This window comes from Azospirillum aestuarii, from assembly GCF_016632405.1.
Lineage (GTDB): Bacteria > Pseudomonadota > Alphaproteobacteria > Azospirillales > Azospirillaceae > Azospirillum > Azospirillum aestuarii.
Genome location: NZ_JAEPIV010000012.1, coordinates 102803 through 128154, shown reverse-complemented (window position 1 = coordinate 128154; position 25352 = coordinate 102803). Strand labels below are relative to the sequence as shown.

Annotated in this window: 20 protein-coding genes and 1 tRNA gene; 17 read left to right on the top strand and 4 right to left on the bottom strand. The window is 69.1% G+C overall.

Features of this window, described 5'->3' with window-relative positions; all coding sequences use genetic code 11:
- The first annotated feature begins 114 nt into the window (after positions 1-114).
- The 3 genes from JJL56_RS20110 (at position 115) to JJL56_RS20100 (ending at position 4450) form a co-directional block, all read left to right on the top strand.
- Positions 115-2532 (top strand): hypothetical protein, encoded by a 2418-nt coding sequence (locus JJL56_RS20110; protein WP_247891163.1) that lies wholly within the window; start codon positions 115-117, stop codon positions 2530-2532.
- A gap of 70 nt (positions 2533-2602) precedes the next feature.
- On the top strand, positions 2603-3490 hold the full coding sequence (gene motA / locus JJL56_RS20105; RefSeq protein WP_145626302.1) for a flagellar motor stator protein MotA: 888 nt from the start codon (positions 2603-2605) through the stop codon (positions 3488-3490).
- A gap of 9 nt (positions 3491-3499) precedes the next feature.
- Positions 3500-4450: a flagellar motor protein MotB gene (locus tag JJL56_RS20100; protein ID WP_200486077.1), complete on the top strand. Its 951-nt coding sequence runs from the start codon at positions 3500-3502 to the stop codon at positions 4448-4450.
- Positions 4451-4484: 34 nt separating this feature from the next.
- On the opposite strand, the gene JJL56_RS20095 is transcribed toward JJL56_RS20100, so the two are convergent.
- Positions 4485-5024, bottom strand: a complete 540-nt coding sequence (locus tag JJL56_RS20095; protein WP_247891162.1) for a YitT family protein — start codon at positions 5022-5024, stop codon at positions 4485-4487.
- Here JJL56_RS20095 and JJL56_RS33230 point away from each other — a divergent pair.
- The 11 genes from JJL56_RS33230 to JJL56_RS20045 all read left to right on the top strand — a co-directional run bounded on the left by JJL56_RS33230 (position 5023) and on the right by JJL56_RS20045 (position 15271).
- On the top strand, positions 5023-5214 hold the full coding sequence (locus JJL56_RS33230; RefSeq protein ID WP_247889465.1) for a hypothetical protein: 192 nt from the start codon (positions 5023-5025) through the stop codon (positions 5212-5214). The two genes, JJL56_RS20095 and JJL56_RS33230, sit on opposite strands and share 2 nt — an antisense overlap.
- Positions 5215-5623: 409 nt before the next feature.
- Positions 5624-5914, top strand: a complete 291-nt coding sequence (locus JJL56_RS20090; protein WP_145626299.1) for a RebB family R body protein — start codon at positions 5624-5626, stop codon at positions 5912-5914.
- A 100-nt stretch (positions 5915-6014) separates the two neighbouring features.
- On the top strand, positions 6015-6284 hold the full coding sequence (locus tag JJL56_RS20085) for a RebB family R body protein (protein WP_145626298.1): 270 nt from the start codon (positions 6015-6017) through the stop codon (positions 6282-6284).
- Between the two features lie 91 nt (positions 6285-6375).
- Positions 6376-6642, top strand: coding sequence for a RebB family R body protein (locus JJL56_RS20080; protein WP_014200161.1), 267 nt, complete (start codon positions 6376-6378; stop codon positions 6640-6642).
- Positions 6643-6738: 96 nt separating this feature from the next.
- Positions 6739-7011: a RebB family R body protein gene (locus tag JJL56_RS20075; protein WP_145626297.1), complete on the top strand. Its 273-nt coding sequence runs from the start codon at positions 6739-6741 to the stop codon at positions 7009-7011.
- 125 nt (positions 7012-7136) lie between these two features.
- Positions 7137-7370, top strand: a complete 234-nt coding sequence (locus tag JJL56_RS20070) for a RebB family R body protein (protein ID WP_040138293.1) — start codon at positions 7137-7139, stop codon at positions 7368-7370.
- Positions 7367-7861, top strand: a complete 495-nt coding sequence (locus JJL56_RS20065) for a RebB family R body protein (protein WP_200486076.1) — start codon at positions 7367-7369, stop codon at positions 7859-7861. The genes JJL56_RS20070 and JJL56_RS20065 overlap by 4 nt, the downstream gene beginning before the upstream one ends.
- Positions 7862-7922: 61 nt before the next feature.
- Entirely contained in the window at positions 7923-8273 is a 351-nt protein-coding gene (locus JJL56_RS20060) for a hypothetical protein (protein ID WP_035680645.1), read from the top strand.
- 22 nt (positions 8274-8295) lie between these two features.
- Complete coding sequence (locus JJL56_RS20055; protein WP_200486075.1) at positions 8296-9390, top strand: hypothetical protein; 1095 nt, start codon at positions 8296-8298, stop codon at positions 9388-9390.
- 131 nt (positions 9391-9521) lie between these two features.
- On the top strand, positions 9522-10031 hold the full coding sequence (locus JJL56_RS20050; protein WP_200486074.1) for a hypothetical protein: 510 nt from the start codon (positions 9522-9524) through the stop codon (positions 10029-10031).
- Between the two features lie 125 nt (positions 10032-10156).
- A complete protein-coding gene (locus JJL56_RS20045; protein WP_247891161.1) occupies positions 10157-15271 on the top strand; it encodes a hypothetical protein in 5115 nt (1704 codons plus the stop codon).
- A gap of 154 nt (positions 15272-15425) precedes the next feature.
- On the opposite strand, the gene JJL56_RS20040 is transcribed toward JJL56_RS20045, so the two are convergent.
- Both JJL56_RS20040 and adhE read right to left on the bottom strand, forming a co-directional pair.
- Positions 15426-17087 carry an AraC family transcriptional regulator gene (locus tag JJL56_RS20040; protein ID WP_200486073.1) on the bottom strand — a complete coding sequence of 554 codons (1662 nt, stop codon included), beginning with the start codon at positions 17085-17087 and terminating at the stop codon, positions 15426-15428.
- 279 nt (positions 17088-17366) lie between these two features.
- Positions 17367-20027, bottom strand: a complete 2661-nt coding sequence (gene adhE / locus JJL56_RS20035) for a bifunctional acetaldehyde-CoA/alcohol dehydrogenase (protein ID WP_200486072.1) — start codon at positions 20025-20027, stop codon at positions 17367-17369.
- A gap of 349 nt (positions 20028-20376) precedes the next feature.
- Here adhE and JJL56_RS20030 point away from each other — a divergent pair.
- From JJL56_RS20030 to JJL56_RS20020, 3 genes are all read left to right on the top strand, one after another.
- A tRNA-Phe gene (locus JJL56_RS20030) sits at positions 20377-20452 on the top strand.
- A 125-nt stretch (positions 20453-20577) separates the two neighbouring features.
- Complete coding sequence (locus tag JJL56_RS20025; protein WP_200486071.1) at positions 20578-20820, top strand: hypothetical protein; 243 nt, start codon at positions 20578-20580, stop codon at positions 20818-20820.
- A 123-nt stretch (positions 20821-20943) separates the two neighbouring features.
- Positions 20944-21579 carry a hypothetical protein gene (locus JJL56_RS20020; protein ID WP_200486070.1) on the top strand — a complete coding sequence of 212 codons (636 nt, stop codon included), beginning with the start codon at positions 20944-20946 and terminating at the stop codon, positions 21577-21579.
- Between the two features lie 203 nt (positions 21580-21782).
- On the opposite strand, the gene JJL56_RS20015 is transcribed toward JJL56_RS20020, so the two are convergent.
- Positions 21783-25304, bottom strand: coding sequence for an SNF2-related protein (locus tag JJL56_RS20015; protein WP_200486069.1), 3522 nt, complete (start codon positions 25302-25304; stop codon positions 21783-21785).
- Positions 25305-25352 lie beyond the last annotated feature (48 nt).

Genomic DNA, 25352 nt, shown 5'->3' with positions numbered 1-25352 from the left:
TTAACCTAGGTGATGCAGTTTAAAGCCGGGTTTCAACCTGAGGCACCGCGACGGGAACTGACCGGTGTCTTGGGGGATTTGATTCCGATTTAGATAAAATTTGGGGCAGTCGCGATGCATCCCTGCCGGACTCTGTCCATCTCCCTGGCCCTGCTGTCGGTCACCACCGCCCTGACGGCGCCTCCCGCCGCGGCGGAGGAGCCGGCGCCGATCACCGTGCAGACGGGCGACCATGCCGACTTCTCGCGGCTGGCCCTGGTCAACGCGCAGGGCGCCCCGGCGGTCGATGTGGGAAGCTGCGGCGGGCGCATCGCCTTTTCGCAGACGGTCCCCTGGCCGCTGGAGGCGCTGAACGGCACCTATTCGCGGCGGCTGACCGGCTTCCAGACCGGGGAGGAGGGGCGCAGCCTGACGGTGGACTGGCCCTGCGGCGCCCGCGTCACCGTGCGCCGCGAGCGGCGGATCACCTTCATCGACGTGGCCGACCCGCCGCGCCCGGCGCGCAAGCCCGGCACGGCGGTCCCAACTGAAGCCAGCCTGCTGGCCGAGGCGCCGGGCGCGTCGGTGTTTCCGGTGATCGCGCCACCGCCGGCTCCCGAACCGGCGCCCGCCCCGACAGCGCCCGCCCAAGCAGCGCCCATCAGCCTCGCCGAGCGGCTGAACCCGGTCGCCAGCGCCCAGGCGCAGCCAGTCGTACAAGCGCCGCTGGTCGCCAAGGCCCCGCCCCCCGCCCCGACGCCGAAGCCGGAGCCCGCCAAGACGGTGGCCGCCAAGACGGTGGCCGCCGTGTCACCGTCAGCCGTGCCGCCGCCGGCCGTGCCTCAGGCCGTAGCCCCCGCCCCCGCCGTCCAGACCGAACCGCCGATCCGAGCCTTCGACCTGGACGCCTGGGCCGGCGACGACTACCCCGCGCGCAAGCAGCATCTGGAGCAACGCATCGCCGAGAGCCAGGGCCGCGCGCGGGTGGACGCGCTGCTCGCCATGGCCCGCTTCACACTGGCCCGCGCCCTGCCGGAGGAGGGCCGCGCCGCGCTGGACGCCGCGGAGAGCCTGACACCGGGGCCGGACCAGCGCTACGAGCTGCGCCTGCTGCGCGACGCCTTCCGGGCGCTGGACGGCACCGCCGATCCCGGCGACAGCCAGTTCGTCCGCGCCCAGCCCACCCCCGCCGCCGCCGACCACCATGTCTGGCGCAGCGCCACCCTGGCCCCCAGCCGCTGGACCGCCGCCAAGTCGAGCCTGCCCATCGCGTTGAAGCGGCTGCTGTCCTACCCCGTCGATCTGCGCGGCCGGCTGCTGACCCTGCTGGCCGAATCGGCGGGTGAGGCGGCGGACGGCGCGGCGCTGAACCTGATCGTGCTGGAGATGATCACGCTGGACGGCATCGGCTCCACCGACGGGCGGCTCGACTTCTTCCGCGGGCGTTTGGCGGAGCTGCACAACGAGACGGCGGAGGCGCTGACCCACTACAAGCGGGCCGCCGCCCTGCCCAACCTCTACGGCCACCGCGCCCAGGTCCGCTCCATCGAACTGCGGCTGGCCAGCGGCGCGCTGGACGATCCCGGCGCCATCGCTGAGCTGGAAAGCCTGCGCTACGCCTGGCGCGGCGGCGACGTCGAGACGGACGCGCTGGCCGCCCTCGGCGCCGCCTACACCCGCGCCGGACGGATCGACGCTGCGCTCGACATCTTCGGCCTGCTCGGCCGCCGCTTCGGCGCGACGGCGCGCGGGCGGGCGGCGCTGACCACCGGGCGCGGGCTTCTCGACGCGGTGATCGGCCATCTGGAGACGACCCCTGGCAGCGCGCTCGACGCGCTGTCCCTCCAAGTGCGCTACGGCCGCACGGTGGCGCTGACCGACGACGATGCCGGAACGCGGCAGCGCCGGCTCGCCCGGCTGCTGGCCCGCGGCGGCTTCACGCTGGAGGCCGCGCGCCTGCTCCACACCGTCGCCGAGACCGCGCGCGGCGCCGAGCGCGCGGCGGTCGGGCTGGAGCTGGCCCGCGTGCTGCTGGACGCCGGGCGCGGAACGGAGGCGTTGGCCGTGCTGGACCACACCGCCGGCCCCGCACCGGACGCCGCCGCAGCCGAACGCCGCGCTCTGCTGCGCGCCGAGGCCTTCGCCGCCGAGGGCGAGGCGATGCGCGCCTTCGACGCGCTGCGCGGCCTGACCGGCCCCGAGGCGGCGCGCATCCGGGCGGACAGCCTGTTCCGGGCCGGCGAGTGGCCGGCGGCCCGCGCCGCCTACGCCGAGTTGATCGCCAAACCGATCGGCGGACCGGACACGCCCCTGGCGGACGACATCGCCTTCCACGCGCTGGCCGCCTTCCGGGCGGGCGACGACGCTGCGGTCACCGCCGCCTCGGAGCGCCACGGCAAGGCGCTGGCCGGCACCCGCTGGGCCGGTCTGCTCGACGCCCTGGCCATCCCGCCCGACCCGGCGGGCAAGCCGCTGTCCAGCGCCACGGTCAACGGCCAGCTTGCCGCCGCCGACGCGCTGGCCGGCATGTTGCGCCGGTGGAAGACACCCTGAACGCTCCCGCCTTACACGACGGCTCCCTGAGCCCGATCCCCCTTTTCGGCCGAGCCGGAGGACTCACATCATGCGTTTGCTGTTCGGAATCGTCGCGGTCTTCCTGAGCGTGCTGGGCGGCTTCGCCGCCATGGGCGGGCGGATGGGCGTGCTGTGGCAGCCCGTGGAGATCGTCATCATCGTCGGCGCCGGCATCGGCGGCTACGTCATCGCCAACTCGATGGCGGTGCTGCGCGCCACCATGCGCACCATCGGCGCGGTGGCGCGCGGGCGGCACACCAGCAAGGACGAGTATCTGGACCTGATCTCGCTGCTCTACGCCCTGCTGCGGCAGGCGAAGTCCAAGGGCGTGTCGAACATCGAGAGCGACATCGACAAGCCGGAGGACAGCCCGATCTTCGCCCAGTATCCCTCGGTCTTCCGCCAGCCGCGCTGCGTCACCTTCCTGTGCGACTACATGCGCCTGATCGCGCTGGGCCAGGACAACCCGCACGACCTGGAAGCCCTGATGAACGAGGAGATCGAGACCATCGGGCGCGAGCTGAACCAGGTGCCGAAGGCGTTGCAGAATCTGGCCGACGCGCTGCCGGCGCTGGGCATCGTCGCCGCCGTGCTGGGCGTCATCAACGCCATGAGCGCGATCAGCGAGCCGCCGGAGGTGCTGGGCCACATGATCGGCGGGGCGCTGACCGGCACCTTCCTGGGCGTGCTGCTGTCCTACGGGCTGGTCGGCCCGATTGCCGCCGCCGCCCGCCATCGCCGCGAGTCGGAGCTGACGCTGTTCATCTGCGTGCGCGCGGGGCTGGGCGCCTATCTGCGCGGCAGCCCTCCGCAGGTCTGCGCGGAGTTCGCCCGCAAGGTGCTGTTCGCCGACACGCAGCCGAGCCTCGCCGAGGTCGAGGTCGCCACCACCCTCTCCTCGCAGGCAAAGGCCCGCGAGGCGAGCCAGACCGCCTGAGGCCCCGCCATGCCCCGCAAGCGCATCGAGCCGACGATCATCATCAAGCGCCGCTACGGCGAGGAGGAGGAGGAGCACAACAGCGCCTGGAAGCTGGCCTACGCCGACTTCGTGACGGCGATGATGACCTTCTTCCTGATCATGTGGCTGATGAACATCACCACGGTGGAGCAGCGCAAGGGCATCGCCGACTATTTCAACCCGGTGGCCCTGTCCCAGTCCAACTCGGGCGCCGACGGCATGCTCGCCGGGCGGGCGGTGGACAGGACGGGGTCGCTGTCCACCCCCAACGCGCCGGGGGAGCACAGCGTGCCGGTGGCCGCGCCGCCCGTCGTCGCCTCGCTGGGCGAGAGCGACCGCGAGCCCGCCGGGCGCAAGGACCCCATGCCCAACCCGCCCGGCGGACGGAGCCAGACGGACCGCGACGCGCGGGCGGAGCTGGAGGCCCTGCTCGACCGCCAGACCGCGGCGCTGAGCGAACAACAGGGCTTGGAGAAGGCCGAACGCGACCTGCGCACGGCACTGGAGACGATGCCGGAGCTGGGGGCGCTCACCGCGAGCGTGGTCATCGAGCACACGTCCGTGGGCCTGCGCGTGCAGCTCACCGATCAGGCGAAGGTGTCGATGTACAACGTCGGCTCCGCCCAGATGAACGAGCAGGGGCGCCGCCTGATGCGGCTGGTCGCCGGCGCCGTCGCGTCGTCGCCGAACCGTCTCAGCATCACCGGCCACACCGACGCGCTGGGCTATGCGGACGGGGCGAAGTACGGCAACTGGGAACTGTCCAGCGACCGCGCCAACGCCGCCCGCCGCGAACTGATCGCCGCCGGCGTGCCGGCCCGGCGGATCGTCCGGGTGGAGGGCCGCGCCGACCTCGACCATCTCGACGCCGCCAACCCGCTGGCCCCGCAGAACCGGCGGATCAGCATCACCCTGCTGAAGGCCGCGACGGGGGAATAGCGCCCGCCGGGATGGGCCGGTTCACCCCGGCCCGTCAGCGGGCCACGTACCAGTCCGTCCGGTGGTTGAAGGCGACGAAGGCGTTCAGCACGGCCGCCCCCAGCATCGAGGCCAGCACCGCCTTCCCGTCGATCACGAAGACCGCCATGGAGAAGATCACCACGTCGAACATGGCCTGCAACCAGCCGGCGCGGAAGCCCGTCTTCTCCTGGATGTAGAAGGCGAGGATGCCCACCCCGCCGCCGCTGGAGCCGTGGCGGAACAGGCCGATGACCCCGATGCCGATGCAAAAGCCCGCCAGCACCGCCGCCACATAGGGGTGCAGCGCGTCGTAGCGGATCGCTTGCGGCGCCAGAGTGGTCAGCACCGAGATGCTGGTGACCGCCAGAAGCGACTTTGCGGTGAAGCGCCAGCCGATACGCGCCAGCGCCAGCGCGTAGAAGGGCAGGTTCACCAAGAAGAACACCGGGCCGAAATCCAGCCCCGTGGCGTAGGCGATGACGAAGGACAGCCCCGCCGCCTGCCCGGTGATCAATCCGGCGGCATGCAGTATGGAAATTCCGAACGCGGTCATGATGATGCCGAACAGCTGCCCCTGCGCATTATCAAATGCGCTGTGCGAGGCCCTTTTGGCTTCATTTGTTGCAGCGGCAGTGTTGACGGCTACGGATACTGCATTTTTCTTGAGCACTCTGGGCACCTTCCAGACTTCATTCCACATCAACAGTATCATCAAAGACCAGACCAAGAATAGAGCGGCGTGAGTTCGTTTGCCGTTCCCGCAATCCGTGGGGCGATGCCGCTTCGCGTCCCGTCGTCCCTCCCCTCGCCGTCGATTCCTCCGGATGGCGCCGGTTTTTCGCACCAGGGGGCGTGGGTGGTGGGACGCGGAATTGCACGGTCTTGCGTCCATCGTTGCGCTTGCCGCGTAAGAATCGATCGCGCCGACGTCACACGCTTTCCCCGCATCGCTCGCCAAAGCGCAACCCAAGCGCACAAAATTCGCGCGGTCCGCCGGATTTTTTCGCCGGATAGACCAATCGCGCGGCAAGGCACCTCGCTACAGTCGCATCGTCCGCTGTTCACGCATCCCGTGGTCGCATGCGGCTTGCGTGAATGTTCGACGCCACCAGCGGCCGCCTTTGAAACCGGCCCCACCAGTGAGGAAAGACAATGGCATTTCCGACCGCCGTGAACGACCAGATCACCGATTCCGTCACCCAGGCCAACACCAAGGTCCTGGGCGACGCTCCGGCGATCGCCATGGGCAACCTGTTCCAGGCCACGGCTCAGGCGCTGGCCAACGCGGCCCACAACGCCACCAACGCCCAGCAGCAGTCCTACGTGACCGCGCAGGCCGCCACCACCCAGGGCGTGGCCACGCTCTATTCGATCGACACCGCCACCACCGGCGTGGCGACGAAGAGCATCCTCAGCACCGGCGTCAAGGGCCTCGGCTCGTAAGCCGGACCCACGCCACCATCGACGTTTCACACCATCTGCGCCACCCCGCCTTCCATGACGGGCGGCGGGTGGGCGACAGGCAACCGAAGAGGACGAACAAATGGCTTTCCCGACCGCCGTGAACGACCAGATCACCGATTCCGTCACCCAGGCCAACACCAAGGTCCTGGGCGACGCCCCGGCGATCGCCATGGGCAACCTGTTCCAGGCCACCGCCCAGGCGCTGGCCAACGCGGCCCACAACGCGACCAACAACCAGCAGCAGTCCTACGTGACCATGCAGGCGGCCACCACCATGGGCGTCGCCACGCTCTACTCGATCGACACCGCCTCCACCGGCGTCGCCACGAAGAGCATCCTGGGCGCCTGATGAGCCGACCGGCCCGGACCGGGGGCCGGCAGGCGCCCGGAACAGGCCGCCGGCCGTCCAACCCGAACCATTCGCCAAGGAATAACGTCAGATGGCTTTCCCGACGGCAGTCAACAGCCAGATCACCGATTCCGTAGCCCAGAGCAACGTCCAGGTCGTTGGCAGCTCGCCGGCGATCGCCATGGGCAACCTGTATCAGGCCACCGCCCAGGCGCTGGCCAACGCGGCCCACAACGCGACCCTGGCGCAGCAGCAGATGTACGTCACGGCGCAGGCCGCGACGACGACGGGCGTCGCGATGCTCTACTCGATCGACACCGCGACCACCGGCGCCGCCACGTCGAAGCTCCTCGGCTGACCGGACGGCGGACGCGGCACCCGCCGCCGTCCGCCGGACCGCCGCCGGCGCTTTGGCCTCAAACCAACGCAACATCCGATGTAAGGAGCAAACACGATGGCTTTCCCGACCGCCCTGAACAACCAGATCACGGACTCGGTCTCCCAGGTCAACACCAAGGTCCTGGGCGACGCCCCGGCCATTGCGATGGGCAACCTGTTCGTCGCCACCAGCCAGGCGCTGTCGAACGCGGCCCACAACGCCACGAACAACCAGCAGCAGTCCTACGTGGTGATGCAGGCGGCCACCACGCAGGGCCTGTCGACCCTGTACTCGGTCGACACGGCCTCGACCGGCGTCGTCACCACCCAGATCCTGGGCCTCTCCTAAGGAGAGCCGGCGGGCCGCCCTCGGGATACCGGGGGCGGCCTCCGCCGCAGGTTGAAGCGCCCGGTCGCGCATGAGTCCGTGTCCGCAGGAGCCTGTGGCGGGAGTCTGAAGGCTGGAGTGTGTGAATGCCGGATGGAAGCTCCGCCAGTCTTGCCGGATCGGTCGCGGCGAACACGGCGATACCGCTTGGCCTGACCCCATCCCTGGCGATGGACATGACCTACGTCGCCATGGCCGACAGCCTCGGCCTGGCCATGCAGAACGCCGTCGCCAACCAGCAGCGCGCCCAGGTCATCACCGAGGCCGCGCTCGCCCAGGTCCTCACGCTGATCATCACCAAGGGAACCGCAAAATCATGAGCGACGAAGGCACCGTGAACACCCAGGTGATCGACGCGACGTCGGACATCGTCACGCTTCTGACGGGACAGTCCCCCGCGCAGTCGTTCGCCATGCTCGACGCCGTGATGGTCGAGACGCTCGGCATGGCGATGCACAACGCCGTGCACCGCCAGCAGAACGCCGGCATGGTCAACTCCGCCGCGGTCACCGCCGCCTGCGCCAAGATGCTGTCCGTGCCCTTCCCCACCACGCCCCCGCCGCCGCCCTCGGGCTCGCCCACCTCCGGGGGCAACGCGTCGCCGCTGCAGCCGCTGACCCCGCTGCTGACGACCTCGCTCACCACCCTGCCCTCCACGGTCACTGGCGGCGCCGGGAACAGCACCGTCGCCGGCGGCACCGGCAACGGCACCGTCAGCGGCGGAACCGGAAACAGCACCGTCACCGGCGGAGCCGGAAACAGCACCGTCACCGGCGGAGCCGGGAACAGCACCGTCGCCGGCGGGTCGTGATTGACCCCGCGCCCATCCCCCAGCGGCCGGCCTTCCAGGCCACAACGAGCAAGGAGCCTTCATGTCGGAGCCCACGAAGGTCAATGCGCAGATCATTGACGTCATAAACCAGACGCAGACGGCGACCATGAGCCCGCAGGTCGTCACCACCAGCGGCGCGGGGAAAGCCTATCAGGCGGTCGCCCAGTCCACGGCCATGGCCGTGCAGGACGCGACGGACACGCTGCGCAACGTTTCGACCATCGCCACCACGGCGATCGGCGTCGCGATGGCGCAGCTTCTGGCGACGGGCGACCCGAAATACGTCACCGCCTTGACCCAGGCCCAGGGAATGATGACCAGCGCCGCCAACGACTTCACGAGCATCGGTACCGCGGCCTCCACGGTCCTGAATAGCTTCCCGTCGAGCTGACCCTTACGCAGGTGTCCCCACCATGACCGTCTCTGTCGCCAACAAGATGATCCAGAACCGCGCCGGGCTCACCGACCTGGGGCGGCTTGCGCTCGCCTTCATCGATGGCGGGTCGGAGTGGCTCGACTGGGCCATCAGCAACGCCGGCCCGCGCTACGGTTTCCCGGACGAGAGCACGCTCGTGGAGCAGGTCCAGCAGGGTCTTCACGCGACGCGGCTGGCCCTGCTGCCCAATCTGAAGCTGATGGTCAGCCCGGTGAAGCTGATGACGCTGGGGGTGGACAGCCTGCGCACGCTGGCCGACGCCGAATCCGGCGACACCAGCGCCACGGTGTCGGCCCAGGTCAAGCGCATCCTCGCCGACCACAACCTTCTGACCCAGGATGACTTCGCCGCTGGCGCCTCCTTCCTCGCCGGGCTGGCCGTCTCCGGGGCTCCGGTCTTCCAGTTCATGGGCTTCGACGAGCAGCTGGCGGTGCAGGAGCTGCTCTATCGCAAGGAGAGCCAGGGAACGGCCAACCCCGAGCTTCAGAGGGAAGCGGCCGCCTTCGCGGTGGATCAGGCGCGCACCGTGCAGGAGTTCGCGGACTACTATCAATTCTACCTGATCTACGTGAACCGGCTGGGTTCCCTGACCGCGACGCCGGACGACCGGAAGAAGCGGGCCGGCGGCGCGCTGGACACCATCCTGCCGCAGCTCTTCGGCTTTCTGGAATGCCCGCAGGTCGGCCCGCTGGCCGCTCCGGCGGAGGTGGCACGGGCCGTCTCCGACTGGCAGAAGCGCGGCCGGCCGATCGGCTTCGCCCGCCTGTCGGACGGGGCCTTGCAGATCGTCCGCGACACGGCCTTCCGGGACGAGACCGGCGACGCGGTGCGGGTGCTGGTGGCGGGTTATTTGGCCGGGGCGCAGGCCCTGCTGTCGGCGACGCCGCCGCAGCGCGGCATCATGGGCCAGGACGGCGCGTCCTGTCTCTTTCCCGTCTTCGGCAAGGGCAATCAGGCGGAAATCCAGATGGGGGCCGCGGGGGTGATCTCGCTGCGCTGCTTTCGCCCCGATCCCCCCGCAGCGGCTTCCACCACCACTGCCGCCACCACCACTGCTGCCACCGCCGCCTGACTCGCTTCAGCTGGCTGCGACCGGGGCGGCCCCTTCCGCACCGCCCTCTGCACCGCCCTCTGCGCCATCCACCCCGACCGCCGTGGCGGTCAGCGCACCGCAAATCCGAACCGGACGAAGGAGATCGAAGGATGGGCGTTTCCCAGCCCCCCAACAGCCCGAACCCTGAACCGGCGGCCGCTCCGGCGGCGCCGGATACGTCGGCTCCGACCGCGCCCGTGGCGAATGCGCCTCCCGATACGGCGCCGTTCGAGGTGAGCACCAAGACGCCCGCCGAAATCGCCAGCGCGCTGCTCGACCACGCGGTGAAGAGCGTGAACGCCGCCGCCGAGCAGGCGCTGGCCGCCGTCGAACAGGCCATCCAGCTTGCCGGCCACGCCGTCGAGGCGATCCCCGGCCTGACCGCGCACCCCGGCGGCCACGCCGACGAACAGGGCGCGATGTCCCAGGCGAACGAGGCGATGTCGCAGGCGCTCCAGGCCGCCAGCGGAACCGGCGCCGGCGGTCAGGCGATGCAGCAGGCCAGCGAGCAGCAGCAGAAGGCCGTCACCGCGGCCAGCGAGGCGGCGCAGCAGGCCATGGCCGCGGCCAGCGCTCAGATCGCGCGGGCGATGAACAGCAAGGGCGACCCGGCCCTGTAAGCCCCCCCGACGATCCGCCGCCCCGGAAGGACCGCGACGCCGCGCGGCCCCTTCAGGGCGCGCGGGGCGGGCGCGTTTCCGCCCATTTCCGAACACGCCCCCAACCGAGCCGAAGGACATCCCGCATGCCGTCCCGCACGCGCCGGAGATTGATCGTTGTCGCGTCCGACATTCCGTCCTCCACCCCGGTGGAGGCGAGCATGGACGCGGTGGCCGCCGCCGCAACGGCGCTGGGCCTGCCGGTGGCGGCGGCGTCCCAACGCGACGCCATGCGCGGCTGGACCGCCGCCGCCGTCCACCCGCTTCAACCACTGCAGACCGCCTGGCTGCGGATGGTCCGGGAGTCCTCCCTGGGGATCGAGGCACCCGGCGAGCGGGCCGCTGCCCAGATCGCCGCCATGGACCGGCTGTTCGTGGCGGACGACGGAAACGCGGCACTGCTGGGGGTGGCGCCCGGAGCGGTCTATGAAGGCGGGCGCTTTCCCCTTCCCGACGACCGGCTGAACGGCGCCCTCGATCTGCTGAAGCAGGCGCTGCGCGTCGTCGGCGAGGCGAAGGCCGACAAGCCCATCGGGGCCGACGCCATTTCGCGCCGGCTGCGCGACGTGCGCGACATCCTGATGCCGCTGATCGCGGCTTTGGCCGGGCCGGAGGAGGCCGGCGGCACCCCCCCCTTTGCGGAGGAGCGGCGCCAGCTGCTCGGCCTCGACCAGGACATCGCGGCCGCACAGAGCTGGGAGGCGGTGGAGGCCATCGTGGCGGGTCTCGCCCGGATCACCGACGCTCTGGGCGACGCGACGCAGGCCGCCGGGGGCGTTCGTCTGTCCTACGCCGCCGAAGCCGCCTGCCGCCTCCGGCTCGCCATCCGCTTCAAGGTCCGGCATGACCTCCCGCTGCCCGCGGACCGTCTGGCCGCCGCCGACCGCGCGATGACCCGCCTTCTCAACGGCGGCTATCCGCAACTGGCGGGGTGGCTGCGCAGCCGCTTGCGGACGCTGGCGCAGCGGATGGCGGAAACCGATCCGTCCGGGAACAGCCGGTTCATCGTCCTGGAGGACGGCAGCAAAGGCGCGAACGGCTGGACCGCCCAGCTGCTCGTCAACCCCAGCCTGCCGGCGCCGTCCTGGTTCGCCCTGTTCCAGCGACTGCACAACATACTCGTCATGGCGCTGTTCTCGCTCAAGCTGGAGCTGTACGGCCTGCTGCACCGGCTGGCCGGCGCGACGCCCACGGAACTCCCGACGGACGACTTGGACGGCGGGGTGGCGGGCACCGGAAGCCGGGGCGCCGCGGACTACGGGCGCAACGGCTGCGCCGCCGTGCTGGTCGACGTGACCATCCCGCGCCACGGCACGCTGGCCGTGCAGCAGCAGTGGCGGCGCTTCACCGGAGACGTGCGGCTTGAGGACGGCCTGCCCCGCCCCGGACAGGCTTACCGCATCACCTCGGCCTTGCGGGCGGTCAATGCGCTGTGCCAATCCTCGCCCCCGCCACGGAACGCCGCTCCAGCGCTGATCACGCGGCTTCACGGCCTGCTGGCGGGCCAGGATCAGGCCACGGCGGACGGCATCGCGGCGATCCGCGCCCGCATCCGCGAGGGCGTCGTCCCCCTGTCGCTGAAGGCCATCGACGGACTCGACGACACCACGGTCCGGCGGCTGCTCGTCGTGACGCTGGAGCAGGTCTGCCAGGGCTACGGCCTTGCCACGGACAAGGCGCTGGCGGCGGCCTTCGACGGCTGGTTCGCCGCCCGGCTTCCCGACTATGCGGAGCTGGCCACCCTGCCTGAGACGGTCTGCGAGGCGATCAGGGCGTCCAAGAGCGAAGGGGCCAAGAGCGAAGGGACCTGGAACGACGGGGCCGCGACCACCGCGAGCGCCGTGGGCTTCGGCCTGTGGGTGTCGACGGTCATGGAAGGCCATATCGAGAAACGCGCGTCCTTCCTGCGCGCCCGCTTCGACGACCCCGACACGCTGCCCACCCTGGTGGCGACGCTGAAAGGTCCGGGCGTCCAACCGGTGATCGAGGGTCCGTGGGCGGCGGTGCTGCATCTGGAGCATTCCGGGCCGCGGCGGGAAAACGCCGCGACGGCGGCCCCCGTCACGATCCGGCTCCAGGACGGCAAGACCGGGCGCCAGCCGGACGAGCTGCTCACCGCCACCGCCCCGCTGATCGAGGATTGGCTGGTCACCCACGGCAGCAACCTCGCGCTGACGCGCGACGGCGGGCGGCTGGTCATCGTCTGGAACGCCGAGGTGGATCTCGGCCCCTTCCGCTACGCCCCGGTCGGGGCCACGCTCACCGCGACGGTCGCCGCACAAGGCGGGCCACCCCTCTCGCTGATCGCCGGACTGCCCGTCGCCACCCTCTCCGACACGATCCGGTCGGTCTGCGACAGCGTGGTGCGGACAGACGATGTCGCCGTCCACAACCGGCTGGCCGGCACGCTGAACGCCTTGATCGACGCAAGCCTGCGCGCCGGAACGCCGGAAGGCGCCGACCCGGCGCTGGCGGCTCCGCGCCTGGGCCGTTGCCGCCATCTGATGCTGAGCAGCGCGGAGCTGGCGCAGGGCGCCGACGCCGATTACCCGCGCAGCTATTATCCCGACGACGCCGCAAGGATCACGCTGGGCGCCAATCCGGCGGAGATCGCGCTCCAGCTTTCCCGCCTCGCCAAGTGGGCCACTGGCCGGACCCTGAGTCTGCTGGTCGTCAACCAGGGAAGCGGCGGGGCCGACCGCCTGTCGCCGGGGCCGTGGACGACGGAGGAGATGGTCCGCAGCATCGTGCTGCCGCTGACGCAGTCGGGGCTGGATGCCCGGACCATCATTCTGGACTATCCGATGTCGGTGGCGGCGATGCCGGCCTTCGCACCGCTGTGCGCCCCGAACGGCCGGATCATCGGCACCATTTACGGCGGCACGATCTACGGCGGCACCGAACCCGTCATGGACCGCGGCCTGTGGGAGGCGGTCCGCCCGGCGCTCGCCGACAACGACGCGAAATCCATCGACAAGGCCATCGACGGACGGATCGGGTGGCTGACCACCGGCATGACCGGCCACGTCCATCTCAAGAGCTTCCTCACCGCCACGGACACGGAGATCAACAGCTACCTGACCGGTGATCCCGACGGGCGGGACGCGGTGTCGCTCCTGCGCTGCCTCAAGCCGCTCGGCGAGACGCTCGGCAGTCCCGACGCGACGCTCGACCGCATCGAGACCATGCTGCGGACCCTGCGGACCACGCCCCTTCCCTGGAACGACTTCGCCGACGCGGACAAGGCCGTGCTGAAGGATTTCCCGACGGAGGTCGGGGCGATGACGACGGACTCCCTGGAGCAACTGCGCAACCGGCTGCGCAGCCGGGTGATGGCGGTTCTCACCGATCCCGTCTGGCGGATCGGCCTGGCCCCGGAGGCTCTGGCCGACCTGCCCCTGTTCAGATCGAAAATGTCCGGATCGGAAGCGGATGATCTGTGGAGCCGGCTCGACAGCCGCTGGACCCATCTTCTGGCCCTCGATCCCGGCCTGTCGCGCTGCCCGTCCAGGATCGCGCTCTACAGCGCCGGGACCGGCGAGCTTTGCCTCGACGCCGCCTTCGAAACCTTCGACGGCAAGCTGGAGGGGATGCTCCGCCGCGCGGCGCCGTCCGCCGACCGGCAAGCCGGCGAAGCCCTGACGGAACTGCGGCGCGGTCAGGGCAACGCGACGCTTCGGTGGGTCGAGAACCTCGGCCAGAGTCCCGGCTCGGGCCGGGCGTGGGAGGGGTTCATGCACAGCGCCACCCAGGCCCGGGAGGAATTTGGGTTCTCCAAGCTGGAGGCGAAACTCCGCCAGGCGATCAAACCGGGCAGGTTCCGCCCGCCGGCGCTGTTGCCAGACCGTCCGCCGACCAAAACGACCGGGGCGAAGGAAACGGCGCAGGCCTTGAACGAACACCTCGCGAATGGTCCCTCCTACGAGGAAAATCTGGCGCTTCTGCGCTCCGACACGGACACGACGTTCTATGTGATGGGTTTCAGCGCCATGGGTCAGGGCGATACCGCCTTCATCGTGCGCACGGTCGGTCTGCTCCAGGGGCTGGGTCTGACAGCGACGGGGGTGAAGGAGGAAAAAAGCGCCTTCTCCCCCGGCACCTCCTTCAACGCCAACCGGTTCATGACTCCGGAAACCATGCTGAAGGCGATCAAAGCCGGGGATTTCGTGATCGAGGGGCCGTTGTCCGATCCGGTTGCGTTCAAAGACGGGTCGCTGCCCACGCGGGTGGATGCGATGCGCAAAACCAATGTGCAATTGGAGAACGTCCGCAATCTGCGGCTCTATGAATATGGAACCATCGATTACCGGGGCGGCCAATTGGTGCAATTGGGAAAGGACGGTGAGAACACGCCGGTCGGAAGGGCCAACGTGGTCAACTTCGCCAACGGCCCGCATCACGCCTTCATGGGCATGGGGCACGGCGAAATCGGCGCCTTCTACAATTCCGGAGGCCGATCCGGGCTGGTCGATCTGCCCGCCGCGCTGAAGGCGGGCGCCGAGACCAACCGGACCGCCCGAGAAATTCTCAAGCTCATCGACGGAAAGCCCGACATCTACATCGGCTATGCCAACAAGGCGCCCAGCGTTCAGGGCTGGGTCACCGCGGTCAGCGCGCATGTGGCCAGGATCGGCAGGCCGGCGCTGATCATCGGAGTCTATGGCGCGGCCAAGATCGCCGATCTGTTTCAGATGGACCAAAGCGACGCGATCTTCGTCAACGATCGCATTCCCAATTCCGAAGGAAAGACCGGTCAATTGACGGCGCTACCGGCCAAAGTCAAATCCAGTTCCACGGTCATCATCTCGGACAGCGTGCCGGCCCCGGTCATGAACGCGCTGCAAATGGTGGCCATGCCGCTCACCCTGGCGACCGGCAATTTCTCGCTGTCCGAGGCGATCGAGAAAGGGCTCTTCCCGATCTATGAAAGATTGGATTTCAATTTCGGGGTCCAGGTCGCGTTCGAAGGCCAGGTCGACCATGCCCTGGAAGAGTCGAATTTGAAGGAAACGGACTTCGGGCGCGCGATCAAACAGCTTATCCGCGCCCAACCGGAATCGTTGGACAGGTCCAAGATCGACGCCATAGGCATCGTTCTGGACCACCCGGACGACGTGAGAATGCTGATGGCCGTGATCGAGGCCAACACCGACATCACGCCCGGTCTGGTGGCGCGCCTGGCAAATCTGATGCGGATGTGACGGGTGGCCGCCCGACAACGCGCCGGAAGCCTGTCGATTCCGTCCGACGCCCGGCACACGATCCGCTCACAGGCACGGTCCCGCGTACCGACGCACGTATGAAACGGGCCCGTTGGGAGAAAACCCAACGGGCCCGCGTCCACGATTCCTCCGATCAGCCGCGCGCGGCGGTTCCCGGCAGGTTGCGCCGGTATTCCCGAGGGCTCTGCCCGACGATGCGTCGGAAGCTCTTCTCGAAATGGCTGAGGTCGCCGTAGCCGACGTTCATCGCCACCTCGGTGATGGGCAGGCGGCGATCCGCGGCCAGGATTTCCCGCGCCTTGTGGATGCGGATGCGGCCGAGCAGCCCCTTGAAGGAGGTCTGAAGCTCCGTCCGGAACAGGTAGCTGAGGTGGGACGGGCTGACATGGGCCTGCCGGGACAGCGCGTCCAGCGTGATCGGGTCGGCGAAGCGCTCGCCCAGGAACACCAGCGCCTTGCGCAGGCCGCCGTGCAGCCGGGCCAGCGCGGCCTGCTCACGGGTCAGCGCGCAATGCACCCAATGATCGGCGGGTGCCGGAGCCGGCGGGGAAAGCGGAGCGGCCTCCGGATGGCCAACCAGATGGCCGTTCGGATGGCCGTTCGGATGGACAGCGGACTCCGGCTCCGCCGGCATGGCGCCGCCGACCATCCAGGGGGCATGGCGCCGCACGTCGCCATGGCGGATCGGCCTGCCCCCGGTCATCACCGCCAGCCGGGCGATCACCCGCTCCAGCTCGAACAGGTTCTCCGGCCAGCTGTGGGCCTTGCACAGGGCGATCAGCTCGTCGGTCCGCGTCTCGTCGGCCCGCCCGCCGTGGCGCTCCAGGGCGGCGAGGACCAGCGGCTCGATGTCCGCCGGCCGGTCGCGCAGCGGCGGCACCGTGGCGCACAGGAAATCCAGCTCGGCCAGCAGCGGGCGGGAGAAGCGCCCTTCCTCCGCCAGCCGCCGCAGGTCGGCGGTGGTCGAGGCGATGACCCGCGTGCCCCCAATCCCATTGGCCGCCCCGTTGCCCGCCCCGTTGGCGGAGTGCGTCCAGCCGCCCGGCGCGTCGAGCCATTGGCCGAGCTGGGACGGCATGTGCTGAACGATCTGCCCCTGAAGGGCCGGCGTCATCTCGTCCACGCCGCTGAGGAACAGGGTGCCCCCGGCGGCCCGCGCGAACCAGTCGGCGGGCGTCCCCGCCGGGTCCGCCCCGTTGACCTGGACGAAGGGGCCATCACGCCGCGGCCCGCAGCCGTGGATCGCCGCGGCGAACGGCGCCTTCTCCGTTCCGAACTCCCCGCTCAGCAGAACGGGCAGCGCGCTGTGGGCCGCCTGCTCCAGGAAGGCGTCCAGTTCGCGCAGCGCACGGCTCATGCCGACCATCATCAGGGGCCGCCCGAACCGCCGCTCCGCCCAGCGCCGCACCTCGTAGCGCTTGGCCAGATAGCCGCACTGGCGGGCGACGTCGTGCAGGATCGGCGCCTCAGGCGCGACGCCGTCCGGCGCGTGGTCCAGGACCAGCCGCATCTCGCCGACCGGCGTGTCGGCGTAGGTGATGGGCACCACCACCGCCTCCGGATCGGCCGCGGCGTCGTTGGGGTCGCCGTCCGCCGTCCAGCACAGGCGGCCGCCCGCCTGGTCCTGGGCGAGCACCAGCGTCCCCATGTCCTGGAGCCACAGCGCCCCGCCGCGCAGCGGCGCGCGGTCGGCCAGCCGGTCCATCAGCCCGCCGATCAGGTCCGGCAGGCTGCGGAAATCGGCCGAGGCCGGGTGCAGGATCTCGTCCAGCGTGCCACAGACCGACACAGTCATCGCACCGCCTCCTTGGTAAAGCCGTGCCGCGTCTTCCGCGAGCGCCGCACCTTGAAGACGAATGCATGCATCGCGGAGCCGCGATGACGGTAATCGGATTGATAGGATCGAATCATGACCGGAATCACCTGCCGCCGTTTCAGACAATGGGTTCACAGCCAATCGACGCTTCATGGCGTCAGGGCGTGAAGTCTTCGGCGGACCGGCTTTTTTTCCGGACAAACGAATGGGCCGCCCGGCGTCCGGTGTCCCGGCGCCGGGCGGCCCATCAGAAAGGCATCACCGCGAACGGACCAGCGCCACCGGCTTGCGCTCCGCCCCGGCCTCCGGCGCCCGCTCCGCCCCTTCGACGTAGGCGCGGCCGTAATAGCTGTCGAGCAGGAGTTGCCGGATCTCCGCGACCAGCGGGAAGCGCGGGTTGGCGCCGGTGCACTGGTCGTCGAAGGCGGCTTCGGCGATGGCGTCCAGCCGGGCGAGGAACTCCGCCTCCGGCACCCCGGCGGCCTGGATCGAGGCCGGGATGTCCAGCGTGCGCTTCAACTCCTCCACCCAGGCCACCAACGTTTCCACCCGCTCGTGGTCGCGGCTGCCGCCGAGGCCGAGGTGCCGGGCGATCTCGGCGTAGCGGGCGACACCCTTGGGCCGGTCGTACTGGCTGAAGGCGGTCTGCTTGGTCGGGATGTCGGCGGCGTTGTAGCGGATGACGTTGGCGATCAGCAGCGCGTTGGCGACGCCGTGCGGCAGGTGGAACTCCGCCCCCAGCTTGTGCGCCATCGAATGGCAGACGCCGAGGAAGGCGTTGGCGAAGGCGATGCCGGCCAGCGTCGCGGCGCTGTGCACCTGCTCCCGCGCCTTGGGGTCCTTGGCGCCGTTGGCGTAGGCGGAGGGCAGATGCTCCTTCAGCAGCTTCAGCGCCTGCAGCGCCTGCCCGTCGGTGTACTCGTTGGCGAGGACGGAGACGTAGGCCTCCAGCGCGTGGGTCACCGCGTCGATGCCCCCGGCGGCGGTCAGGCCCTTCGGCATGTCCATCACCAGATTGGCGTCGATGATCGCCATGTTCGGCGTCAATTCATAGTCCGCGATGGGGTACTTGATGCCGGTGCGCTCGTCGGTCACCACGGCGAAGGGCGTCACCTCCGACCCGGTGCCGGACGTGGTCGGGACGGCGACGAACTGCGCCTTCACCCCCAGCTTGGGGAAGGTGTAGATGCGCTTGCGGATGTCCATGAAGCGCAGGGCCAGGTCCTCGAAGGCGACGTCCGGCGCCTCGTACATCACCCACATGATCTTGGCCGCGTCCATCGGCGAGCCGCCGCCCAGCGCCAGGATGACGTCCGGCTGGAAGGCGTTGGCGAGCGCCAGCCCGCGCCGTACCACCGCCAGGGTGGGGTCGGCGGCGACCTCGAAGAAGGTCTCCACCGCGAGGCCCAGCCCCTTGAGGATGCGCACGGTCTCGTCGACGTGGCCGTTCTCGAACAGGAAGCGGTCGGTGACGATCAGGCAGCGCTTCTTGCCGCGCAGCTCCTCCAGCGCGAAGGGCAGGCAGCCGCGGCGGAAATAGATGGATTTCGGCAGCTTGTGCCACAGCATGTTCTCGGCCCTCTTCGCCACGGTCTTGCGGTTGATGAGGTGCTGCGGCCCGACATTCTCGGAGATCGAGTTGCCGCCCCAGGAGCCGCAGCCGAGCGTCAGCGACGGCGCCAGCCGGAAGTTGTAGAGGTCGCCGATGCCGCCCTGCGACGACGGCGTGTTGATCAGGATGCGCGCCGTCTTCATCGCCTGCCCGAAATGGCGGATGCGGTCGGGCTGCTGGTCCTGGTCGGTGTAGAGGGCGGAGGTGTGGCCGATGCCGCCCAGCGCGACCAGCGCCGCCGCCTTGTCGCAGGCGTCCATGAAGTCGCGGGCGCGGTAGAGCGCCAGGGTCGGCGACAGCTTCTCGTGGGCGAAGGGCTCGTCCTCGGTCACCGCCTCGACCTCGGCGATCAGCACCTTGGTGTGGGCGGGAACGCTCAGCCCGGCCATGGCGGCGATGGCGCCGGCCGACTGGCCGACGATGTCGGCGTTCAGCGCGCCGTTCTTCAGCAGCACTTTGCGCACCGCGTCGACCTCGGTCGCCGACAGGATGTGGCCGCCATGGTGGGCGAAGCGGTCGCGCACCGCGTCATAGACCGCGTCCACGACGATGGCCGACTGCTCCGACGCGCAGACCACGCCGTTGTCGAAAGTCTTGGACATCAGGATGGAGGCGACGGCCCGCTTGATGTCGGCGAACTCGTCGATCACCGCCGGGGTGTTGCCGGCGCCGACGCCGATGGCCGGCTTGCCCGAGGAGTAGGCCGCCTTGACCATGCCCGGCCCGCCGGTCGCCAGGATCAGGTTGATGTCGGGGTGGTGCATCACCGCGTTCGACAGCTCCACCGAGGGCTCGTCGATCCAGCCGATGATGTCCGGCGGCGCGCCGGCCTCCACCGCAGCCTGGAGCACGATCCGGGCCGCCTCACAGGTCGCCTTGCGGGCGCGGGGGTGCGGCGAGAAGACGATGCCGTTGCGCGTCTTCAGGCTGATCAGCGCCTTGAAGATGGCGGTCGAGGTCGGGTTGGTCGTCGGCACGATGGCGCAGATCAGGCCCACCGGCTCGGCGATCGTCATGATGCCGTATTCCGGGTCCTCCTCGAGGATGCCGCAGGTCTTCTCGTCCTTGTACTTGTTGTAGATGTATTCGGAGGCGAAGTGGTTCTTGACGACCTTGTCCTCCATCACGCCCATGCGCGTCTCGGCAACCGCCAGCTTCGCCAGCGGGATGCGCGCGTTGGCCGCGGCCAGGGCGGCACTGCGGAAGATGCGGTCCACGGTCTCCTGCGGGAAGCCGGCGTAGATCCTCTGCGCCTCCCGGACCCGAAGGACGAGATCGTTCAGTTCTGCAAGCGTGGTGACGGGCATATCGTGTCGCCTCTGCGGTTGGCGCGCCGCCGGCCTCGTCGGGCCGGTCCTGGAAACCGGATGCGGGCTTGAGGCCCCTCTGAACAGCATCCAGGGCACGCACGGAAAATCGGTCATGGCCGGGCGGCGCTTTTCCCTGGTCCGCGCGGCGAGAGAACTATCCCCCCATCGCGGGTGGAGCGACATGACTCAGGTCAAAATTGGTATGACCACTTTCGAGGTAGCGCCGGCCCTAATCCGCAAGCCCGACCCACCCGGCCGCCCTGGAAAAATCTCTTTCGAACGGGTGACGAATTGCGCTGGACAAGCGCGCCTGTTCTTCCTATAAGACGCCCCCGCACGCAGCGGCGCCCAGGTAGCTCAGTTGGTAGAGCAGGGGACTGAAAATCCCCGTGTCGGCGGTTCGACTCCGTCCCTGGGCACCATTTTCCTTTTACCGATCAAGCCGTTGATGGCGGATCAGGTGAAACCGGCTTAGCCAGCGCAGACTTGGCACAGCCACAAAGAAAACCTTCCCTCGCTTACCAAGTCGTTGAAATCCAGGCATTTCATGATGCCGATTTTCGCTGTGCCAGCACAAGCGCGGCACAGTGAGAACAACCGCGCGAGCCCCTGCAGGCGACGCACCGCACGCGGCATCCTCCAATCCGTTGACGGTCTGAAAGACGCCGTTACCCGTGGCATTCGCGCCCGCAACACGGACGCCAAGCCTTTCGTGCGGACCAAGTCCATCGACACCGTCTCGCCAAGATCGATCGATCGCCTGCGCTTTCTGAACAAGCCGGTGGGCTAAATCGCCATGAGTAAACAAGCGGGTCTCCGTTCACAAAGACCGCAATCCAGGCGTCAGTTCTTGCATCAAGCGCCTGGGTCCGAAGAGGCCCCACCATGCGACTTCAGAAAGGAATAATCGATCATGAAGAGGTTCCTGTTTTGCATCATCTTGGCTTTGCTGCCCAGCATCGCTGCCGCCGATACCATGACCTCCAACGATATCGTCAACACCCTGAAAAGAAACAACATGGATGTTCTTATCCCAATGTATGAAAAAGGCGTACTGATTCTCGATAGCAAGAACACCACCAATAACGCCATGAAATTGGTTAGAAACTATGCGGCCTTCGCGGATGCTGAAGCTGGAAACGCAAAATTCTGGTATCGCGGCATGCCGACGCAACAGGCAAATGACTTTATCAACAGCAATTACTCAAGAATTGGACTACCTCCAAAGTCCTTCGTTGGGATCGCACCGAAATTTTCTTACGTTACACAATATATCAGCAATACGGAACCCGGTGTTGTCTTCGAATTCGGTACGGATAGCGAAGGATGGCTTTTCAAACAGTGGTCGGTTGACCACCCCTGCCAAATCAAAGCGGAAGGCGGTGGCACTTACGGCCTCGGCCCGAGCGGCACCTATGCTTCGTGCAACAACGGCCCCAATGCCTATAAGCCAAAGATCGATAACTTGGGCGGCATGTTCAATGCTTGGCTGGCCAACAATACGATAACGGCCAAGGTCGTCTACGTCCTGGCGAACCGCAAGTTGTGATACGTTCGCGCTGGGAAAAGCGAGGCTCTCCCATGCGCCACGATGACCAAGGGTGAGGCCGGCCCGCTGAAGCGCACTGCGTGGTGCGACGGCGGCCTGGCCTCATGGCCGTGCCGGCACGGATGCCTGGTCACCCGCCGACTGCCCGACCAGGGCGATCCGAATCCACGCAAAGCGCAGGAAGACGGGAAACGGAGGCCATCTCAGACGTCGATGGGCGCCAGCAGGAAGTCCACATCCTCGGCGCTGAGCAGGCGTTCCGCGCCGCCCGCCTCGTCGAAGACAGCCTCGCCCAACTGGCGTTTGCGTTCCTGCAGCTGGACCATGCGCTCCTCCACCGTACCCGTGGTCACCAGCTTGTAGACGAAGACCGGCTTGTCCTGGCCGATGCGGTGGGCGCGGTCGGTCGCCTGGGCCTCCACCGCCGGGTTCCACCAGGGGTCGTAATGGATCACCGTGTCGGCCGCCGTCAGGTTCAGCCCGGTCCCGCCGGCTTTCAGACTGATCAGGAACAGCGGCACCTCGCCGGCCTGGAAGCGCCGCACCGGGGTTTCGCGGTCGCGCGTCTCGCCAGTCAACGCGACGAAGGGGATCGCCAGCCGTTCCAGCTCCGGCTCGATCAGGTCGAGCATGGAGGTGAACTGCGAGAACAGCAGGATGCGCCGTCCATCCTCCAGCAACGCCGGCAGCATCTCCAGAAGCCGCTCCAGCTTCGCCGAGGCCGCCCCCTTCGCCACCCGCTTGCGCGCGCTCTCCAGCTTCACCAGCCGCGGGTCGCAGCACACCTGCCGCAGCTTCAGCAACGCGTCCAGGAGGGTGATGTGGCTGCGCGCCAGCCCCTTGCGGGCCACCTCCTCCCGCACCCGCTTGTCCATGGCGAGCCGGATCGTCTCGTACAGGTCACGCTGCGCCGCGTGCGGCTCCACCGCCTCCAGGATCTCCGTCTTGGGTGGCAGCTCGGACGCCACCTCCTCCTTGGTCCGGCGCAGCAGGAAGGGGCGGACCCGCCGGGCCAGCACGCGCTGCCGGTCGGCGTCGCCGTGCTTCTCGATGGGCATGCGGAACTGGCGGCGGAAGCCGGTGCGGTCGCCCAGCAGCGGCTGGACGGCGACGGAGCACAGCGACCACAGTTCGTCCAGGTTGTTCTCCACCGGCGTGCCGGTCAGGCACAGCCGCTGCCGCGCCTCCAGCGCCAGGGCCGCCTTGGTCGCCTGCGCGGCGGGGTTCTTCAGGTACTGCGCCTCGTCGAAGATCGCCAGATGCCAGGGCTGCGCCTCCAGCGCCTCGCGGTCGCGCGGCAGCAGCGCGTAGGAGGTCACCACCAAGTCGAAGTCGCCGAGCGCGCCATGCGCCGCCTTGCGCTGCGGCCCGTGCAACACCAGCGTGCGCAGCCCCGGCGCGAAGCGCCGCACCTCGGCCCGCCAGTTGCCCAGCACGCTGGTCGGCGCCACCAGCAGGCAGGGCCGGTCGAGCCGCCCGGCCTCCTTCTCGGCCAGCAGGTGAGCCAGCGCCTGCACCGTCTTTCCCAGCCCCATGTCGTCGGCCAGAACGCCGCCGAAGCCGTGCGCAGCCAGGAACTGCAGCCAGTCCAGCCCGGCCTTCTGGTAGGGTCGCAAGTCCGCCCTCAAACCCTCCGGCACCGCCGTGGCGGGCACGCCGCCGGAGGCGCGCAGGGCCTGGGCCATGCGGCGGACCGCGTCGGCACCCAGCAGCGGGATGCCGGCGGCGCCGGCGGCCTCCTCCAGCGCGGCGAGGTCACCCAGATGCGCCCGTCCGATCCGCAAACCCGCACCGTCCGGCTGCAGCCCGAACAACTCCATCAGAACGCCGATCAGCGGACGCAGACGGTCCAGTTCCAGCGGCAGGAAGCGGGTGCCGTCCACCGGAACGAACAGCACCCCGTCCGGAGCAATCATTTCAAGCACCGCGTCGAGCCCCCGCGGCGGGGCGGCCTCCCCGTCGACGCCGTCCCAATCGGGATCGTCGAAGAACGGGTCTTCGGCCGCGAATGCGTCGGGATCGAAGCGGCCCAGCGCCTCGATGACGGACCGCAGCACAGGCAGCAGGTCGATGCGCTCACCCCCGACCTCGACCCCCAGCGACAGGCCGAACCAGTCGATCCCCGTCCCGTCGCTGATCTCGAAGGCCCAATCCATGGGTGCCTCCACAACCTGGACCGGGAAGTCCGGGTCGATCTCGACGCCCCACCCCTCGGCGCGCAGGCCCGGCAGCACCGCATGGCAGAAGCCCAGCCACACGGATCGCTCCTCCAACGCGTCACCGGACGCCACGAACAGCGCCTTCTGCACCGGCGGACCCCCGCCGACGCTGAGCGGCACCGTGTTGGGGAGCAGCCCAGCCTCGCGCAGACGCCGGGCCGCCTTCGCCTCGTCCTTCGGCCGGCGGACGGCCGTGAACAGAACGCTGCCCTCCAGCCATTGCAGCGGCGCCGCCGGCCCGTTCGAAGCGACGCGCGTGCCGGCGTAATCGAAGGCCAGCTCGGCGACGGGGATGCCGTCCGCCATGACCAAACCACGGGCGCCAGTCCCGTAGCCGTAGCCATACCCATAGCCGTACGGCATCCGGGCAAGCCGCAGACGCAGCAGCGGCCGGGGCGTCACACGCCGCTCTTCCTTGCGGGTCGGCGGGTCGGGCAGGACCGGCAGCCGGTCGCCAAGGCGTTCCGCCGCCGCGCGAAAGGCGGCGATCTCCTGTGGCGGCAGCGGCGGCGCGCCCAGCAAGGTGGACGCGACATGCGGAGCCGTCACGGTGTCGATGGGACCGCACTCCCCGCTGTCCGGGTCGAGGTAAAGGAGCGGCACGGTCGGCAGAGCGATGGCCGAAGGCGCATCCAGGGTGATGGTGAAGCGCTGCCGACCGGCGGCGTCTCGATCCCAACGGGGGGTCCCCGGCCGCACCGTTCCGGCGCCCAGGGGCCGGCTGCTCCGGAAGTCGTTCCAGTAGAGGCGCCCGGTCTGCAGCATCCGCTCCACCAGCCACGCCCCCCACTCCACGTTCAGCGCAAAACCGCCGGAGGAGGAATAGGACCCGGTTCGCATCGCGACGGACAGAATGGCGTGGTCCGACGGCATGACGAACTTCGCCGCCGGCTTGTTGCCCGAATGATGGCCGTCGTAGGTCTTGTCATCGTTGGCGAAGCCGCCGTCCTTGCGCAGCGAGACCGACAGGACGCGCAGCGTCAGCCGGCGCCCGCCGTCCGTGCCCTCCTCCAGCCCGAGCACGTAGAGCAGGCGCTTGCGCACCGTCTCGGGGTAGTGGTCTCCGCCATCGCGCGCCGCAGCCTCATCCAGCCGGGACAGCAGCGCTTGCGTCGGGGCCGACAGGCCGGGCGCCCGCTCCGGCGGAAAGGATGGCGCGGGATGGGCCGGAGGGTGCGAGGGAGGCTGCCGGGCGGCGCCGACGGCCGCCGTGTCCTGACGCCGCGCCCAGGCGATCACGGCGGCGGCGACGTGCTTGCAATTGTAACCGACCGGACAGTTGCATTCGCCATCCACCCGCTGGACGGCATCGCCCTTGATCGTCACGTCGATGTCCTGCCCGTAGGGCCGGCGCTCCGAGCCCTGGACGCTGGCGGTGAGGGACACGATGCCCTTCCCGCAGGCGACCGCGTCAAGCGTGACGACGTGGCCTTCCCGCTCATAGCGCTGCCCCCGCTCGAACGAGCCGGCTTCGAAGAAACGGCGCAGGGACGACAAGGCGATCACAGGCGGCTTTCTCCCAACGATGCGGAGCGGATCGGAGGCGCAAGTATC